The organism is Wolbachia endosymbiont (group A) of Andrena fulva (assembly GCF_964026815.1).
GTDB lineage: Bacteria > Pseudomonadota > Alphaproteobacteria > Rickettsiales > Anaplasmataceae > Wolbachia > Wolbachia pipientis.
In genome coordinates this window covers 100830-118008 of sequence record NZ_OZ034701.1, presented here as the reverse complement: position 1 = coordinate 118008, position 17179 = coordinate 100830, and the positions used below count along the sequence as shown (strand labels likewise).

At 36.2% G+C, this 17179-nt stretch carries 21 protein-coding genes and 1 tRNA gene; 13 read left to right on the top strand and 9 right to left on the bottom strand.

Annotation, left to right across the window (positions count from 1 at the left end):
• Positions 1 to 11: 11 nt before the first annotated feature.
• Positions 12 to 1541, bottom strand: a complete 1530-nt coding sequence (locus AAGD84_RS00590) for a UDP-N-acetylmuramoyl-tripeptide--D-alanyl-D-alanine ligase (protein ID WP_264722934.1) — start codon at positions 1539 to 1541, stop codon at positions 12 to 14.
• A gap of 183 nt (positions 1542 to 1724) precedes the next feature.
• On the opposite strand from AAGD84_RS00590, the gene AAGD84_RS00585 reads away from it, so the two are divergent.
• From AAGD84_RS00585 to mdh, 7 genes are read left to right on the top strand one after another with little or no spacing between them, the layout of a single operon-like run.
• A complete protein-coding gene (locus AAGD84_RS00585) occupies positions 1725 to 2501 on the top strand; it encodes a hypothetical protein (RefSeq protein WP_264722935.1) in 777 nt (258 codons plus the stop codon).
• A gap of 16 nt (positions 2502 to 2517) precedes the next feature.
• Entirely contained in the window at positions 2518 to 2775 is a 258-nt protein-coding gene (locus AAGD84_RS00580; protein WP_006279579.1) for a hypothetical protein, read from the top strand.
• A gap of 3 nt (positions 2776 to 2778) precedes the next feature.
• A complete protein-coding gene (locus AAGD84_RS00575; RefSeq protein ID WP_010082356.1) occupies positions 2779 to 3147 on the top strand; it encodes an HIT domain-containing protein in 369 nt (122 codons plus the stop codon).
• Between the two features lie 18 nt (positions 3148 to 3165).
• The gene (locus tag AAGD84_RS00570) at positions 3166 to 3519 is read left to right on the top strand and encodes an NADH-quinone oxidoreductase subunit A (RefSeq protein ID WP_006279576.1); all 354 of its coding nucleotides are present in this window, start codon (positions 3166 to 3168) and stop codon (positions 3517 to 3519) included.
• 3 nt (positions 3520 to 3522) lie between these two features.
• A complete protein-coding gene (locus tag AAGD84_RS00565; RefSeq protein ID WP_006279574.1) occupies positions 3523 to 4029 on the top strand; it encodes a NuoB/complex I 20 kDa subunit family protein in 507 nt (168 codons plus the stop codon).
• A complete protein-coding gene (locus AAGD84_RS00560) occupies positions 4022 to 4594 on the top strand; it encodes an NADH-quinone oxidoreductase subunit C (protein ID WP_006279573.1) in 573 nt (190 codons plus the stop codon). The genes AAGD84_RS00565 and AAGD84_RS00560 overlap by 8 nt, the downstream gene beginning before the upstream one ends.
• A gap of 3 nt (positions 4595 to 4597) precedes the next feature.
• Positions 4598 to 5548 (top strand): malate dehydrogenase, encoded by a 951-nt coding sequence (gene mdh, locus AAGD84_RS00555; RefSeq protein WP_007548577.1) that lies wholly within the window; start codon positions 4598 to 4600, stop codon positions 5546 to 5548.
• Between the two features lie 27 nt (positions 5549 to 5575).
• On the opposite strand, the gene AAGD84_RS00550 is transcribed toward mdh, so the two are convergent.
• From AAGD84_RS00550 to AAGD84_RS00540, 3 genes are read right to left on the bottom strand one after another with little or no spacing between them, the layout of a single operon-like run.
• Positions 5576 to 6343: a TatD family hydrolase gene (locus AAGD84_RS00550; RefSeq protein ID WP_010082353.1), complete on the bottom strand. Its 768-nt coding sequence runs from the start codon at positions 6341 to 6343 to the stop codon at positions 5576 to 5578.
• Positions 6340 to 6786: an RNA pyrophosphohydrolase gene (locus AAGD84_RS00545; RefSeq protein ID WP_007548581.1), complete on the bottom strand. Its 447-nt coding sequence runs from the start codon at positions 6784 to 6786 to the stop codon at positions 6340 to 6342. The genes AAGD84_RS00550 and AAGD84_RS00545 overlap by 4 nt, the downstream gene beginning before the upstream one ends.
• A gap of 34 nt (positions 6787 to 6820) precedes the next feature.
• Complete coding sequence (locus AAGD84_RS00540; protein WP_022626414.1) at positions 6821 to 7438, bottom strand: AAA family ATPase; 618 nt, start codon at positions 7436 to 7438, stop codon at positions 6821 to 6823.
• Positions 7439 to 7617: 179 nt separating this feature from the next.
• On the opposite strand from AAGD84_RS00540, the gene rsfS reads away from it, so the two are divergent.
• The 6 genes from rsfS (at position 7618) to AAGD84_RS00510 (ending at position 13964) form a co-directional block, all read left to right on the top strand.
• Complete coding sequence (gene rsfS / locus AAGD84_RS00535) at positions 7618 to 7935, top strand: ribosome silencing factor (RefSeq protein ID WP_006279567.1); 318 nt, start codon at positions 7618 to 7620, stop codon at positions 7933 to 7935.
• A 231-nt stretch (positions 7936 to 8166) separates the two neighbouring features.
• Positions 8167 to 9417, top strand: coding sequence for a tyrosine--tRNA ligase (gene tyrS / locus AAGD84_RS00530; protein WP_007548582.1), 1251 nt, complete (start codon positions 8167 to 8169; stop codon positions 9415 to 9417).
• Between the two features lie 963 nt (positions 9418 to 10380).
• Positions 10381 to 10710 carry an SWIM zinc finger domain-containing protein gene (locus AAGD84_RS00525; RefSeq protein ID WP_007548583.1) on the top strand — a complete coding sequence of 110 codons (330 nt, stop codon included), beginning with the start codon at positions 10381 to 10383 and terminating at the stop codon, positions 10708 to 10710.
• 862 nt (positions 10711 to 11572) lie between these two features.
• Positions 11573 to 12154 (top strand): Holliday junction branch migration protein RuvA, encoded by a 582-nt coding sequence (gene ruvA / locus AAGD84_RS00520; protein WP_264338838.1) that lies wholly within the window; start codon positions 11573 to 11575, stop codon positions 12152 to 12154.
• Positions 12151 to 13131, top strand: coding sequence for a Holliday junction branch migration DNA helicase RuvB (gene ruvB, locus AAGD84_RS00515; RefSeq protein ID WP_264722939.1), 981 nt, complete (start codon positions 12151 to 12153; stop codon positions 13129 to 13131). The genes ruvA and ruvB overlap by 4 nt, the downstream gene beginning before the upstream one ends.
• A gap of 86 nt (positions 13132 to 13217) precedes the next feature.
• The gene (locus tag AAGD84_RS00510) at positions 13218 to 13964 is read left to right on the top strand and encodes a hypothetical protein (RefSeq protein ID WP_264722940.1); all 747 of its coding nucleotides are present in this window, start codon (positions 13218 to 13220) and stop codon (positions 13962 to 13964) included.
• A gap of 51 nt (positions 13965 to 14015) precedes the next feature.
• Here the strand turns inward: AAGD84_RS00510 and AAGD84_RS00505 are convergent, their stop codons facing one another.
• The 5 genes from AAGD84_RS00505 to AAGD84_RS00485 all read right to left on the bottom strand — a co-directional run bounded on the left by AAGD84_RS00505 (position 14016) and on the right by AAGD84_RS00485 (position 17160).
• Complete coding sequence (locus AAGD84_RS00505) at positions 14016 to 14189, bottom strand: hypothetical protein (protein WP_264722855.1); 174 nt, start codon at positions 14187 to 14189, stop codon at positions 14016 to 14018.
• 11 nt (positions 14190 to 14200) lie between these two features.
• Entirely contained in the window at positions 14201 to 14524 is a 324-nt protein-coding gene (locus AAGD84_RS00500; RefSeq protein WP_264329539.1) for a hypothetical protein, read from the bottom strand.
• Positions 14525 to 14528: 4 nt separating this feature from the next.
• Positions 14529 to 15500, bottom strand: coding sequence for a group II intron reverse transcriptase/maturase (gene ltrA, locus AAGD84_RS00495; RefSeq protein WP_341817975.1), 972 nt, complete (start codon positions 15498 to 15500; stop codon positions 14529 to 14531).
• Entirely contained in the window at positions 15485 to 15994 is a 510-nt protein-coding gene (locus tag AAGD84_RS00490) for a hypothetical protein (RefSeq protein WP_341817816.1), read from the bottom strand. The genes ltrA and AAGD84_RS00490 overlap by 16 nt, the downstream gene beginning before the upstream one ends.
• Before the next feature lie 1093 nt (positions 15995 to 17087).
• A tRNA-Gly gene (locus tag AAGD84_RS00485) sits at positions 17088 to 17160 on the bottom strand.
• Positions 17161 to 17179 lie beyond the last annotated feature (19 nt).

Here is a 17179-nt window from a genome sequence, read left to right as displayed (position 1 = left end):
AATGATTTCGCTTAATATTTTATTACGAATTCCCGTACAATAAGATCCATTTTCATTCCTCGTGAGCCTTTAACTAGAATTGCGTCATTATTCTGAATAATGTTAGCTAAATCACTTTTCAATTGATTAGAATCATTAAAATGCGTGCCTCTTATATTATCTGGCAAAAGCTCATGCAATTCTAACATAAATTTACCAACTGTATAAACTTTATCTATATTATTTTCTGTGATAATCTTAACCAAATCTGTATGAAACTCTATGCTTTCATCACCAAGTTCCAACATATCACCAAGCAAAGCTATTTTTCTCTGATTAGAATATGTACTCAAAGTTTTTATTGCAGTTTTCATCGAAGCAGGGCTGGCGTTATAGGAGTCATCAATTAAATGTATATATTTTTTATTGCATTTGACCTTATGAATATTGCCTCTACCTTTCGCTACACTAAAATTCTTAAGTGCAAGTGGTAATTTTGATAAATCAAGTCCGAGGCTTTGCACAACTGCTGCAACAGCAAGTAGCGAATAAGCAAAATGCTCACCTTGTACACGTAAATTACAGTTTATAATTTGATTATCACTCAGCCTGATTTTTAAACTTAATCTATTAGCAACTCGGTTTGATGTCATTCCAGCGCGTGACGCTGGAATCCAGTCTTTATTATACAACCGTCTGATATGCTCATTTGCAATTGAACTTCCTGGATCCAAGTAGTCAAGCACTGGGATGAAAGAAGATAGTGCTGAAATGACAGAAGATTCATCGTTTCTTATTAAGTTTAGTAAACAAACTTCAGCATTTTTATCTTTACCGAAGCTTATTACATTTCTATTGGCGTGTGATGAGAGATAATCATAATATTTATTATCTCTGCTTAAAACCAAAGTACCGTTATTTTTCATACCATACAGAATTTCTAACTTCGCTTGTGCAACGTCAAATAGTGATGAAAAATTTTCAGTATGTGCAGGTTCGATGTTGGTAATAACTGCAATATTCGGATTACTAATTTTTGATAATTCTTTTATTTCACCAGCTTTATTCATTCCCATTTCAAGAATTAAGTACTGACAGTTTTTTGGAGCTTTTAGAATTGTCAAAGGCAACCCTATATTATTATTTAAGTTACCTTCGTTTGCATGGGACACTCCATATTGCGATAAAACAGTGTGTAGCATATCCTTTGTAGTGGTTTTTCCGACACTGCCTGTAACTGCAATAACTTTAGCATCAATAAGAACATTTCTAATGTAATATGATGCCATATCGTGCAAAGCTTTCAGGGTATCTTGTACAATAATGAGAGGGAAACTTTTATATTTACCCTCACTCACTATTGCAGCGACAGCCCCTTTTAAAAACGCTTCATGCAAAAAATTATGGCCATCAAAATTCTTTCCCTTGAGGGCAATAAATAAATCACCTTTTTTTATGCTTCTTGTGTCCGTTGAAATATTTGAGCTATGTATCCAATTACAACCATTTACGTCTCTTCCGCCAGTTGCATCAATGATATTATTTGTGTTCCATTTAAACATAATTTAGAGTATTCTTTATAATAAATTGAACAATAAAAGTAGCGAAAATACTACATGTTTTAGATAATGTACAAATAATGGTTGCAATCCCTATAATTCTATCTTATAATGGATATAGAAGTTTAAATTTTTTCGTCTATAATTAAAATGTATTTAGTTGTAGAAAGTAACTTGGAGGTGTGTATGCCAAAAGACGACCAAAATGAAGAATCTACTTCTATACTAGCTAAAGTTGGTAATGCAGCTTCGGGAGTAGGAAGTTTTCTGGGTAGAGGTGTAAAAGTTCTAGTCAAGGGTGCAGTATACCCTATATGGCCAAAGAATTGGTTTAAGTCCTGGGATGAAATGCGGCACGACATAAAAAATGGCGGGCGTTCTATTATTGGCAACCCACTTGAAGAATATGATCCACCCATAAAAACCACACAAGCTAGTAAAGATCTTGGTGTAGAAATAACAGAGCAAAAGAAAGGGACAGGAAAGGTAAGTTTTTTAGCATCAAGGACTTTGACAGGAGATATACCTTACTTGAGCCCAGAGCAATTAAATACAATAAAAAAAGATTTATCGAATGTAACTATTTTTAGAGGAGAAAACAAAATTGTAGTTGAAGTTAATGTTAAAAAAATTACCAATGACATTAAAAACGATCCTAAACACAAAGGAAAGAGCGAGAAAGAAATAAAAGAGCTTGTTCTTAAAGGAATTGCTAATAAAGTTGACGAAGACCTTAAGAAGCTGGCAAAAATTACCGGTGGAGAATTTAAAATTCATACAGACTTAAAATTGCTAAATGGTATTGCAGAAAAATTGTATTATGATAATCAAAAGCAGTCATCAGACAAAGTTGTGAAGTCTGATGTTGGTCAGCCTTCAGAAACTATAGCTTCAGGTGAGAAAAAATGGGCGCAAGAAGCTATAAAAGCAGGTAAGTCGCAAAGTTGTGGAATGCAAAAATAAGTTATAGGGGAGTATTATGAGTGAAGCTAAAAAAATAGAGGAAAGACATCATAGTCTAACTGTTCCTGGGGATATGTATCACTTACAACCAGGAGTTATTACTGGAAAAAGGGTAAGTGGAATAGAACCCTTTTTGAAAGAACAGCAGGACATGGTAAAAGTAAGGGAACTTGTAAGCTCTTTAAATCTTGAAGATGCTTCTGGTGAAGCGATAAAACCACTATCTACACCTAATGTAGAGAAAAACGAAGAAAGAGGGAAAGGTCGCTCTTAAAATATGAGCAATGAAGTTTATGATAGCGATAACATCTTTGCTCAAATATTAAGAGGTGAGTTACCTTGTGAGAAGGTACATGAAAATGAAAATGTACTAGCTTTTCATGATAAGTACCCTGACGCACCAGTTCATATTTTAGTTATATCAAAAAATCAATATATTTCATATGATGATTTCATTCTAAAAGCTCCTGAAGAGGAAATAGCGGATTTCTTCAAAACTGTAAGAGAGATAGCACACAAATATAATCTAGAAAAAACAGGATATAGATTAGTCACTAACTACGGTGAAAATGGAGAGCAGGTTGTACCACACTTTCACGTGCATATTTTAGGTGGTAAAAAGTTAGGAAAGCATGTAAACTCATAGTGTTATATGTTTTGTTAAATGAGCGAATATTTAACCATAGTAATCTTTATCTGCGTATCAATTGTAGTATCTTTTGCTTTAGGTATATTGCCTATGTTTCTTGCAGTGAGTAAGCCAGATGGTGAAAAGCTTTCCACATATGAGTGTGGCTTCAATCCACTATCCAGTGCAAGGAAAAATTTTGACATTAAATTTTACCTAGTTTCAATATTATTTATAATATTTGACTTAGAAATTGCTTTTCTTTTTCCTTGGGCTGTTTCTTTATCTAAGATAAGCTATGGTGGATTTTGGTCTATGATGGTATTTCTTGCAATACTCACTATAGGTTTTATCTATGAATGGTGTAAAGGTGCATTAGAGTGGGAGTAGTTTATGACAAATCAAATTCTATCTAATGATGACTGGGGTCGTTATAAAAAAGAAGGGTTTCTTGTCACTAAATTTGGTGATTTAACAGATTATGTAATGAATTGGGCAAGGTCTGGTTCATTGTGGCCAATGACATTTGGTCTTGCATGTTGCGCAGTTGAGATGATGCATACTGCATCCAGCCGTTATGATCTTGATAGATATGGTATAATGTTTCGTGCAAGCCCACGTCAATCAGATGTGATGATTGTTGCTGGCACACTAACTAATAAAATGGCAGCAGCATTGCGCAAGGTTTATGATCAAATGGCAGACCCGAAGTATGTTATTTCCATGGGAAGTTGTGCAAATGGTGGTGGTTATTACCATTACTCTTATTCAGTAGTCCGAGGCTGTGATAGAATTGTGCCAGTTGACGTGTATGTCCCTGGATGCCCACCAACCGCTGAGGCGTTGCTATATGGAATGCTATGCCTACAAAACAAAATAAAACGGACTCGGAATGGATAAAACTGCAAAGTATATACAAAAAAAGACCAAATGCGAGTGCATTCAAAAAGATGATGGCATTATTGTAATATATTCAACTTTAGATGAAATTGAAAAGTACCTATTCTTTCTACGTGATGATGAAAAGTGTAGGTTTGAACTATTAGTTGATATTTTTGGGGTTGACTATCCAAATAGAGAGAAGCGTTTCGAGCTAATATACAATCTGCTCAGCATTGTGCATAATATTAGAGTACACATAAAGCTTCAGTTATGTGAAAGCGACATGCCTCCAAGTGTAGCGAAGATATTTAGTACGGCTTTGTGGTTTGAGCGTGAAGTGTTTGATATGTATGGAATAGAGTTTTCTGATCACCCTGATTTGCGTAGGATTCTAACAGACTATGGATTCAAAGGTCATCCAATGTTAAAAGATTTCCCTCTCACTGGTTATGAGGAAGTAAGATATGATATAGAGACAAAAAAGGTTGTGTATAATCCTATAGATTTACCGCAAGATTTTCGTATGTTTGATAGCTTATCGCCTTGGGAAGGTAAAACCATAAAAGTAAATACAAAGGAGTAGAAAATGACAGTACAAAGAAAAAAAATATCTTTAATCGGTGCAGGAAATATCGGTGGAACTCTCACCCATATGATTGCACTAAGGGAACTCGGTGATGTTGTTTTACTTGATATTAGTGATGGAATACCACAAGGTAAAGCACTCGACATAGCAGAATCATCCCCTATTGATGGATTTAATGTCAATATTACTGGCACAAATAGGTATGAAGATATAAAAAACTCCGATGCAATTATAATAACCGCTGGCATCGCTAGAAAACCTGGAATGAGCAGGGATGACCTCCTGCAAACCAATGCTAAAGTAATGAAGGAGGTTGGCGAAAATATTAAAAAATATTCTCCAAACGCGTTTGTAATAGTGGTTACCAACCCTTTGGATGCCATGGTTTCAGTGGTGCATAAATTTTCAAACCTTCCAACTAATATGATTGTTGGCATGGCAGGAGTGCTTGATTCTTCCCGTTTTCGTTACTTTCTTGCAAGTGAGTTAAATATCTCAGTTGAAGATATATCTGCTTTTGTGCTTGGAGGACATGGCGACACTATGGTACCACTAATCAATTGTGCTTCAGTTGCTGGAGTTCCACTTACTCAAATTATCGATATGGGTCTTATCACACAGAAAAAAGTCGATGAAATAGTTGAACGCACTCGCAATGGCGGTAAAGAAATAGTTGATCTGCTTAAGTCTGGATCTGCATACTACGCTCCTGCATCTTCAGCTATATGCATGTTAGAATCATATTTAAAAGATAAGAGGCGCATATTACCATGTGCTGCTTACCTTAATGGTGAATATGGTGTAGAAGAGTTGTTTATTGGTGTTCCTGTAATTATTGGAAAAAACGGAATTGAAAAGATCCTAGAAGTTAAAATGAATGATAGTGAACAAGAAATGTTTAATAAGTCTGTAAACTCGGTGAGAGAGCTGGTGAAATCTTTAGGTTCATAAGCAAATTAATGGTTTTATAGAGCTTCTTTATAGCTCAAACAGCCTAAAAAAGTTGCTTGTGGTTACCTTCGCTACTTGTTCTGGTGACTCATTCCACAACTCTGCCAAACAATCAACAACGTATTTCACCATTGCTGGTTCATTCTTTTTTCCCCTATAAGGCTCAGGTGATAGATATGGTGCATCAGTTTCGACTAAAACACGCTCGCGTGGTACATTTTGTGCAATTTCTCTGAGTAAGCTCGCATTTTTAAAAGTAATAATTCCAGAAAATGAAATATATAACCCCAAATCTATAGATTGATAAGCAAGTTCTTTAGAGGAAGCAAAGCAGTGCATTACTCCACTAAAAGCACCGGCTTTCATTTCTGACCTTAACATATCGATCATCTCATTATCAGCGCTTCTTGTGTGAATAACTAAAGGTAGTCCAGTTATTCTTGACGCTTCTATATGTAATGCAAAACTTTTTTTCTGATTGTCTTTGTTGTCAGATTTATAAAAATCTAACCCGGTTTCACCGATACTAATTACCTTTTGGTTCTTGGTAAATTCAACTAATTCATCAACATGTATACACTCACCGTTTTCTATAGCAGCATCAAGCGGATGTATACCAACAGAGGAGTAGACCTGATCATAGGATGAAGAAATTTTTAATAACTTAGGAACATCGTCAATGCTTACGCATATGTTATGCAAAACCTTTACACCATTTTGCTCTGCCCTTGAAATTACTTTTGGTATTTCATCGTCAGAAAAATAAATCAAGTGGCAATGAGAATCTACTATCATGAGCTTATTGTTGAGGCTTTTATTATAGAAGAAAACTCTTCTATCACTGTTTTATAAACTTCTTTTTTAAATGATATAGCACTGGCTACTAAACTATCTATACCTTGCCAACGCCACTCTTTGAACTCTGGATGACCAGTATAATTAATATCAATGTCCTCATCCTCTCCGCAAAACTTCATTAAGAACCACCTTTGCTTTTGACCAGAATATTTTCCATTCCAGCATATTGGTATAACTTCTTCAGGCAAGTTGTAGTATATCCAATCCTTGCTTTTAGTTATAACCTTTACTTTATTAGTACCAACCTCCTCTAGCAACTCACGTAACGCTGCTTGTTCCAGTTCCTCACCATCATCAACACCTCCTTGTGGCATCTGCCAGTAAGAATCGCTATCAAAGCGTTTTCCAATAAAGGCATGTCCTTGTCTGTTAAATAGCATTATGCCAACACAAGGACGGTACTTATCTTTCTGCTCAACCACGAGTACGCTCTGTTTTTAAATGATTTGTTACAGAAGTTTTAATTAATTTTCCATTTTTTTCTTTCTTCATCTCTTCAACAATTTTCTTTGCAACTTCCTTTGCACTCAAGTTCGAGTTATCAATTTCAAGCGAACCCTCAGGTATAAATAGCCTTTTCCCTTCAATTTTCTTTATAGCAAAATCCGGATCAGTAATTTTATTTTCCTGATATCTCTCTTCTGATTGGACACGTCTTACTAGTTTTTCATTATTACAATGTAATACTACAGAAAAAATTTCCATGTCCATTTTTTTACTTAAATTTACCACTGAGTTATATAATCTTTGGTCATAGGGATCACCCTCTATCAATTCATTTGTAAATATATAATGTTTTGATTTTACGTAGTGTTTTTCCAGTATTGCTAATACATTTTCCCTAACTGCAAAAATTTTTTCCCATAGGTCATCTGGAACTTCAGCGTTTTGTAATTTAACAATATCAAATATAATATTATTGAATAGATTATTGCTTACTATTACTGCACCAATGATTTTACACAGTTCCTTTGCAGTAGTAAACTTACCACTGCCTGGAAAGCCGATTAAGTAGATGAGAGTCTTGCCCATAATGAATACTAGTAAAAAGCTATTTTCAATTATATAAAAAGTATATACATTGTACATGCTAAAAACATGATGATAAAATAGATGCAGGTAATACCTTTAACAAGTAGTTGCGTTGAAAATAGTTCATATTTAGAAATTTTGAGTATATAATTATAAATGAATCATATAACCTGTAAACAATGCTTAGCGATATGGAATCGATAAGAAGTACAATTGAAGAGATAATAGATCAAAATAAAGGTCATGATATAGTAACTTTTGATGTGCAGAATAAAACCGTTATTGCAAAATATATGATTATTGCATCTGGTGATTCAAGCCGTCACGTTAAAGCTTTAGCTGAGCACGTAATAAAAAGCCTCAAGCCACATGATAAAATAGATGTAGAAGGTATGGATGAAGGCAATTGGGTGGTTTTGAATTTTCAAGGCATAATGGTTCACATATTCAGGCCGGAAGTAAGGGAGTATTATAAAATAGAAGAGTTATGGAATTGATTATCCAGATAGCTGGTACACAATTGCACAAACGTTGTAATTTTGAAGGCAACTCCTGCACAGGTAGTGGTGTCATGAAAGTAGCTGACACTGGAATCCAGTTTTTCATGCAATTTCATCGGAAACGTTGTATAGTGTGCTTGTTTATAATTAAGTTCCAGTGTCTGGGCACTGGCTTCTCTATTAGGGTTACCTTCGGCATTAATGACAGGATAGACTGGGGTTTATAAAATGAAACACGCATCTGAATTTTTAAATTTCATCCAAGAAAGAGGGTACCTATACCAATGCACAAACATTGAAGGACTAGATCAATTATTATTGCAGAGCAATTATATAGTTGCATACATTGGGTTTGATTGCACAGCACCAAGTCTTCATGCTGGTCACCTAATTCAGATTATGATGCTCTGTCACCTACAAAAATTTGGTTATAAGCCGATAGTCTTACTTGGAGGTGGCACAACAAAAATTGGTGACCCATCCTTCAAAGATAAAGCAAGAAGCATCTTGCCTGTAGAGAACATCAATCAAAATACATCCAGTATAAGGAGAATATTAGAGAAAATGGTGTCTTTTAATGACAGCAAGACTGGTGCAATGATAGTAAATAACGCAGATTGGTTGGATAACATAAAATACATAGATTTTTTGCGTGATATAGGAGCTTATTTTTCTGTAAATCGTATGCTAAGTTTTGATAGTGTGAAAACCAGGCTGGATAGAGAGCAAACCTTAAGCTTTCTGGAATTTAATTACATGCTATTGCAAGCTTACGACTTTATTGAATTAAACAAAAAATATGATTGTCGTCTGCAGATTGGAGGGTCAGACCAGTGGGGAAATATAGTAAACGGAATTGAACTTGGAAAAAAGTTGAATTTACCTGAGCTATTTGGCCTTACCATGCCTCTTTTATTAAATGCACAAGGAAAAAAAATGGGCAAAACTGAAAGTGGAGCAGTGTGGCTTGATGATAATATGCTAAAGCCTTACGACTACTGGCAATATTTTCGCAACGTTGATGATCAAGATGTTGGACGTTTTTTAAGATTGCTCACTGATGTGCCAATTGATGAGATTAGAAAATTAGAGTCTTTAAAGGATCAAGAAATAAATGAAGCAAAAAAGGTCTTGGCAACAGAAGTGACAAAAATATGTCATGGTGACAAAGAAGCGGAACTTGCACAATTTGCTGCAATTTCTGCTTTTGAGAATGAAGATAGCTCACTACTTCCTGATTACATCATAAAAAAAGAACAAGTTGCAAGCGGCATATCCTTAGTAGACCTACTACATGACACCGGTTTTGAACCTTCAAAAGGCGCTGCAAAGCGTTTAATACAGGGCAACGGATGCAAGATTAATGATAATGTTGTAAACAATATTGATCATGTAATAAATTTCGAAAGCTTTAAAGATCAGCCATTTATAAAATTATCTGCAGGAAAGAAACGCCATATAAAAGTTGTGGTAGATTAGGTCTCGAAGTAAGAAAACAAATTTTATACAAGTGAGAAATTAGATATGGAGCAAATTTTCAAAATTCGAGAATTATGTATAAAACAACTGGAAAGATAGTAGAAAGCGAAATTCTATTATATATAGCTAAAGTGGCTTAGGTTTACCTACAATTTGAAAAACAACAAATTCGTCATTCCGCTACTCATTAGCGGAATCTATACCGCGAATGAATCCATAACTGTACGGACATTGCAATTTGGGCCTACCAGGAGGGCAATGCCTCTTATCCAAGTACCCTCTTCTTGTCATCCCAGTGCTTGACACTGGGATGGCTTTGTTGCATCGCTAGCTATGATGGATTAAAGATAAAAAAGGTGGAGAATATCAGTAGCTTATTATTCTGGTATTTATAACAAGAACGGTCAGTGAATACCTAAATTTGAGTAAAAGAAATTTCACTACCACTCACTAATCCGGCTAAAATTCAAGAATTTCAATGCTTTAGCTATTTTCAATAGAATTAAATTTATTAATATAAATAATAAATTACTATTCTTAAATTTGATCAGATTGATTGCAAAAAAACAAGATTTTCAATAGGTTGCTTATAATCCTAATTATAGTTAGCCTTTCATAAGTAGCGATGCAACAAAGCCCACTGGGATCCAGGAATTTTATTAAGTTGGTAAGTATAAAAGTAGCCGTTTTATGTTAAAACACAACGTTCTTGATGAGATTACGGCAAGGCTGGATTCCAGTGTCAGCTACTTTCATGACACCATTTGCTGTGCAATTTACCTTCAAAAATGAATGTTCATACAGTTATGGAATGAATCGCGGTATGACGTAGGGAAACCTTTCTTGAGTTAGCTATAGCACTATAAAATTGTCCGCAGGGCCATATAAAAGTCGTGGTGAGTTAATAAATTTTTATGGAAGAAAGGATATATTAGAAAATTGAGGGTTTTAAAGGAGGTAAAAATGAGACTGTATTATAAAGATATCACAGGTCTTATCAAAGAACCCTACCGCTCCAGAGGAAGGGATTATTTTGACAAAAGAAAGGTACAGATTATATCTGTTAATGAATCTCAAGCTAAATCAAAGGTAGTTGGATCAAATGTATATCGAGTAACACTAAAGCACGATGGTCCTCTTTTGAGTGGAACATGTTCCTGTCCTGCATTTGTGTATTATGGTCCATGTAAGCATATGGCTGCAACAGGTTTTGCTTTGGTTGCACTTGATAGAAAGGAGTATCGATCGTCTGCGCGCCCAGATGAACAGACTCTCTTTGAAAGGTTTTACTAAGAAAAACAAAGCAAGAGCTAATTTCAATAATTACTCGTTCCAGTAAACATTATCCTGAGATTTTTGAAGAACTAGAGGATAAAGAATATGAGCAATTTATTCAAAGTGAACTTTCAAAATCCGAGAATTATGTATAAAACAACCGGAAAGATGGTGAGATCAGGTAATCTATGGCTAAGACGTCATACCGCCGCGGTATCTCTTAGCCGCTAACACGTAGCGGGATGACGAGATGCCACCACGAACCGTCATACCGCGCGATTCATCCGCGGTATCTCTTAGCATAGATCCCGCTAACAAGCAGCGGGATGACGGTTGTCGTTTAGCTATAAACATTAAGAAATTTACCAAACGAAAAAAAAGGCAAAAAAAGCCCCATGATTGGCTAATTACTTACATTATACTTTCAAGTATGGCGTTTTTTTATTCTAAACACTTAATAACCGCGATTCAGCTACTTTTAAACCGCAACTAATCTAAATTATAAACGTTAAGAAATTTACTAAACAGAAAAAAAGGCAAAAGAAACCCTAGGGTAGCTAGTTATTCACTATCCATTTTTTAAGTTGGCGTTTTTTTATGTTTTAAACGCTTTATAAGCGCGTTTCAGCTTATGTAGGTAGAAATTTTATAAGACATAAGGTGCACATAGTGCAAAAAATTAAACATGATACGCCAGATACGTGAGTTTTTTTGTCATTTAATCTGTACAGAGAAGATAAATAAATAGCTTCAGTGTTTATGATAAGGGGGCTGGCGGAGTTTGTCAAGTGGTTTTTTAGCCACGTTTCCCTGTTATAATGTTCGTTTGCTTGACCTAAGATCCAGGAGTATTTAAACTGAACCCTATACAGTGCTAAAAATGATAGGAAATCTAAGCGGAATAGTTGATGAAGTGCGCAGTGATCACATAATCCTGAACGTGAATGATGTTGGCTATATGGTGTATCTTTCAGCCAAAACTTTAAGTGCTTGTGCAATTGGAAGTAGAATCAAATTACTTATCGAAACCTATGCAAATAACAGAGAAAACACTACTCAGCTATATGGTTTTATAAGCAAAGAAGAACAGCAGTGCTTGAGGTTGCTAGTTAAAGTAAGCGGTGTTAGCTATAAAACTGCAATGTCAATTTTGAGTAAATTAACTCCAGAACAGCTATTTTTGGCAATTATGAATGAAGATAAAGTAACACTCAAGATGAGCGGACTTGGCCTGAAACTCATAAATCGAATCATCACTGAATTGAGTGGCAAAGTAAGTAAACTAGAAATAAATAACAATAACTTTAATCCAATTAATGAAGATGCCCTTTCAGCATTGATCAATCTTGGGTATGAAAAAATGAAAGCTTATGATACGATAAAAAAAATACAAGACGAATCGTCAAACCTGGACACTAAGGACATTATTCGCATGGCGCTTAAGGAGCTCTTAACATTATGAAATCAATATCGTGCGGTAAAGAATATACTGAAGATGTGCGCAATATTAACATCAGGCCTGAGCAACTTGATGATTTTGTCGGGCAAAAAGACTTAATACAAAATTTAAAAGTGTTTATAAACGCTGCACAGACGAGAACTGAAGCTTTAGATCACGTCTTATTGTACGGTCCTCCAGGGCTTGGCAAAACAACTTTAGCACAAATTGTTTCTAAAGAATTAAGAGTTAGCTTTCGCGCAACTTCTGGTCCTTTACTTAGTAAAGCTGGGGACTTGGCTGCAGTGCTTACCACTTTAAATGCAAAAGATGTTCTATTTATCGACGAAATCCATAGATTAAATCGCAGCATCGAAGAAGTTTTATATACTGCTATGGAAGATTTTTGCTTGGACATATTAGTAGGTGAAGGTCCATCTACTCGCACTTTAAGGATAGATCTACCACCATTTACGCTAATTGGAGCAACTACACGGCTTGGATTACTTTCTGCGCCACTCAGAGATCGTTTTGGCATTCCTTTGCATCTTGAGTTTTATTCTTTTGAGGAGCTAGTCGATATTATAAAAAGAGGCGCAAGAGTTCTTTCTGCTGAAATTGAAGAGGGTGCTGCACGGGAAATTGCCTGCCGTGCGCGCGGTACTCCAAGAATTGCTTTGAGGTTACTCAGAAGGATAAGGGATTTTGTTGAAGTGAAAGATGATAAAAAAATCACTTATGAAGTCGCTGATTCTGTATTGCTAAAATTGGGTGTAGATAAAATGGGACTCAATAAACTTGATGTGCATTATCTAAGATTTTTATTCAACACCTCAGGACCTGTTGGAATTGACACTATATCTATTGCGCTATCTGAGGATGTTGGCAATATTGAAGAAACAGTAGAACCTTATTTAATCAAAATTAGTTTTGTAAAGCGCACACCAAGAGGACGCGTTCTAACCGACCAAGCAAAGGAGTATTTGAGCTTTCAACATTAAAAGCTTTGCCATCAATAATTTATGTTGACCAATTGGCGTGATATCTATATGCTAACATTTATATATTAAAAATAATGGAGGCATATATGTTAACTAATAGTACTGAAACTGTATCTTTGATCGTTGATCAAAATATTGCTGCTGGTAGCGCACCTGGGTTAATACCGAATAAGGATAAACGTAGGTACGTTACTCTTGGTGATGAAGAAACATGGAAGAAGTTCTTTGTAGATCAGAACAACCCTTCTACTAATATTACTAATAAAGTAATAGTGAAACCTCATATTCATAAGAATAGCGATGGTATGTATAGATATACTGCTGAGGAGACCAAATATCATGGTCAGGAAATTGTAGGCAAAGCTGCTAAACAAATTGAAGAAGAGATATCTAAAAATATTGATGCAAAGCTTATAAAATTAAGAGAAACTAAAAATATAGATAACAGTGTTAAGCCTGTCATAAGAATTGCGCTGAACGATTATACAAAAGAAGTAAACTTGCATGATATTCTAAGTGGTAATATGTGCAAAAAGTACGATGTAAAGACAGTTACGTTGCTACTACCTGACCAAAAAACAAGGGGGGCACGTTGCCAAATTGATAAGGATGGGGCAAGAATTTATGAAGTAGCTAATGGATCATATCAAATGGCTTTAAAATGGTATGCCAAAGAAAAAGAATGTAATATTAAAATTAATATTCATGATAATGGTTCTGTAGAACTTCTTGAGAGTAATGGTGTTACTGAAGAACAGCTACGTGCGAATAAAGAGGCAAAAATAGGAAGACAATACGAAGCAAAACCTTTACATGAAGCATTAGTTATCTAAGTGAGGAAAGTCACCTCTCCCCACTCGACTTCGAAACCGGACTTGTGACTTTCACCACATCCGGCTTCTCTCTAACTTGGTGTTTGTCATACACACTCCTATGTAAATAATGTTCGGTAGAAGCTGTAGCTTTACTCCTCTCGTTTGAGTTTTATTACTACAACTCCCCCTAAAGAACCGTGCTTGCAGATTTCCCGCACACGGCTCATCAATATTAGTTTTCACAGTCGTCCCTCTTATGCATATAAAGAAAAATGTATTTTTGGCTTTGGTAATGGATTTACTTCTACGTAGTGTACAAACTGTTCCCAGGTCATACTCTTTTTCTGACTACGCCGATTTATCCATTTAAATGCTAGCTTTCTTACTGATGTGTAAAATTGTTTCAAACACCAATAATTTCCGCTAATACCAAAGTAGTTATAGTGTCCTGTTAATTTAGCCTTCAGTACTTGCCACCAATCTTTAAGTCGAATACTTCCGCGGACTATTTTCAACCACTCCTTGATTTCTTTTAGTTTTCTGGCTAGATTTAACTTAGAGGTTTTATGTCCCATCATTAATCTACCACGACAACTTTTTGCACCATAGTGCGTAAACCCCAGAAAATTGAATTTCCGTCCTTCGTTTCTCTCTTATCGCTCGTTGCCACTCCCTCTTGCCAAACTTTACTACTCTGGTCTTGTTTTCAGATACTTCCAACCCAAATTTATTTAGCCTTTGTTTCAGTAATTCCAGAAATTCTTCCGCGTCTACCTTACTTTCGCAACAAACCACAAAATCATCGCAAAACCTTATTACTTGTATATATCCTCTGGATCTTGGTTTAAATTTCTTTTCTATCCATAAATCCAACACATAATGTAAGTATATATTTGCTAATACAGGACTTACTATACCGCCTTGTGGTGTACCTTGTTTTGTTGCTTCATAATTTCCAGCTTCGACTATCCCTGCCTTGAGAAACCGCTTTACTAACCACAGCAAATTTGGGTCAGTTATTCGTTCCCTTAGACACCTCATTAGCCATTTATGCTGTATATTATCGTAGAACTTCTTGATATCCACTTCTACAATGTAGTTTATTGGCTTGTACATAACTGCTTTATCTAGTGCATTTACCGCTTGATGACAGTTTCTTCCTGGTCGAAATCCATATGAGCTGTCCAGAAAGTTTGCCTCGTAAATATTTTCTAATATCTTCTTCAGCATAATCTGTACTAATTTATCCTCGGTCGATGGTATTCCGAGTCCGCGTTTCTCTTTACTTCCAGCTTTCGGTATATATACCCTCTTTACTGGTTGTGGTTGATATTGCTTCCTCTTCATACTTTCTACTAGCACTTCGAGTTTCTCATTCAGATTTTCTCCGTATGATTCCACTGTTATCTGGTCTACTCCACAAGCCTTGTTACGCTTCAGTTCTTTATAACATCTCGCAAGATTCTCTGTATTTATCAGATGGACTAACGATGTGAATTTTAGTCGCTTATCTTGCTTTGCTCTTACTGCTATCTGGTTTAGTTTATATCGCATGTTATTCCTACCTCCGTTGTATTGGCATAGCAATCCCTATTCCAGTTACTATATTGCTGATCGCTTCCCCTTGTACGTGGCTTTCCCACATTCTGAGTACTATCAATCAGTCCGACTTCCCCTGCATCTTCCGCTAGTTCTTGCCTTTGTTGACTTGTTCCAACGTACCTTAATAGGAATGCATGGGATCTCCCAAGTTCACTTGAAGTCCATTTCAATACATGGCACGGTCTCAGATCCCGATAGAGTGAGTGATAACTTGCCTTTACGTTATCCTTCATGCTGTCTTCCATGGCCATGAACATGTCGACCTCTATGTCTTCAGGTATTTCGGGACTCCACTCCTTCACTTCCGTTGTGCCCTGCATTGTCCATCCCACTAGCTCTATTACACTCGTTACCTCATGCAACATAGTGGTCTGTTCCAAACTGTTGGCTAGACTTTGTTTGTGTTGGATTTTCACCAACTGTTCTCCAAGCACTTCTTGGCGCACCTTGGCAGTTACTGACTCTCATTTTTTGTGGCATATTTTTTCTTCAACAGTTAAATGGCTATTTATAATGAATTTTGTCAGTAACTGCCAGTTCTTTTCACTTGAGCGATGCAACAAAGCCCACTGGGATCCAGGAAAGTTTGCTTGTAAGCAAGCAAACTAGCATGGAAAGTTTATACTAAATGAATGTTTTTGATGAGGTTGCACAGAAGCTGGATCCCAGTGTCAAGCACTGGGATGACATCATCCTTTTTTGGATTCCAGACTGGAATGACAGCAGTCCTACGTCATACCGCCGCGGTATTTCCAGATCCCGCTAACACGTAGCGGGATGATGGTTGTCAGGGTGTTGTCCAAGTAGCCTCCTTCTTCTGTTATCCAAGTAGCCTCTTTCTTGTCATCCCAGTGCTCCTTTCTTGTCATCCCAGTGCCCAGACACTGGGATCCAGGAAACTTAACTTTACACCAGGTAATAAGAACTGGATTCCAGCGTCACGCGCTGGAATGACAGCAGTCCTACGTCATACCGCGATTCATTCGCGGTATCTCAGCTGCTAACAAGAGATCCCACTAACACGTAGCGGGATGACGGTTGTCGTTTAGCCATAAACATTAAGAAATTTACCAAACGAAAAAAAAGGCAAAAGAAGCCCCGTGGTTATTATCCGCTTTAAAATATTGGCGTTTTTTATGTTTTAAACGCTTGACAAGCGAAATTCAGCTGCTTTTAATTGCAACTAACTTACGCTGCAAACGTTTAAGAAATTTACTAAGCAGAAAAAAAGACAAAGAATCCCCGAGTTAGCTAGTCTTTTACTATCTCTGTCGAGTATTGGCATTTTTTGATGTCTTGTAACGCTTTATAAGCGCGTTCAGCTTATTTAGATAAAAATCTAGATGTAGATGAAGTTTTGTAAAGACATACAGTATCTATATACTGCAAAAAATTGAACATAAGACGCCGATACATTAAGTAATCCTTACCTTTTAATCTGCAGATTGGCGAAAGCAAATACAATAGCTTCAGTTTCATGATAAGGGGGCTAGCGGAGTTTGTCAAGGGATTTTTGACGAAATGATTTTGAAAGCAAAGAGCGGGAGAAGGGGTTCGAACCCTCGACCTCAACCTTGGCAAGGTTGCGCTCTACCAACTGAGCTACTCCCGCAATTAAATTAACCTAAATT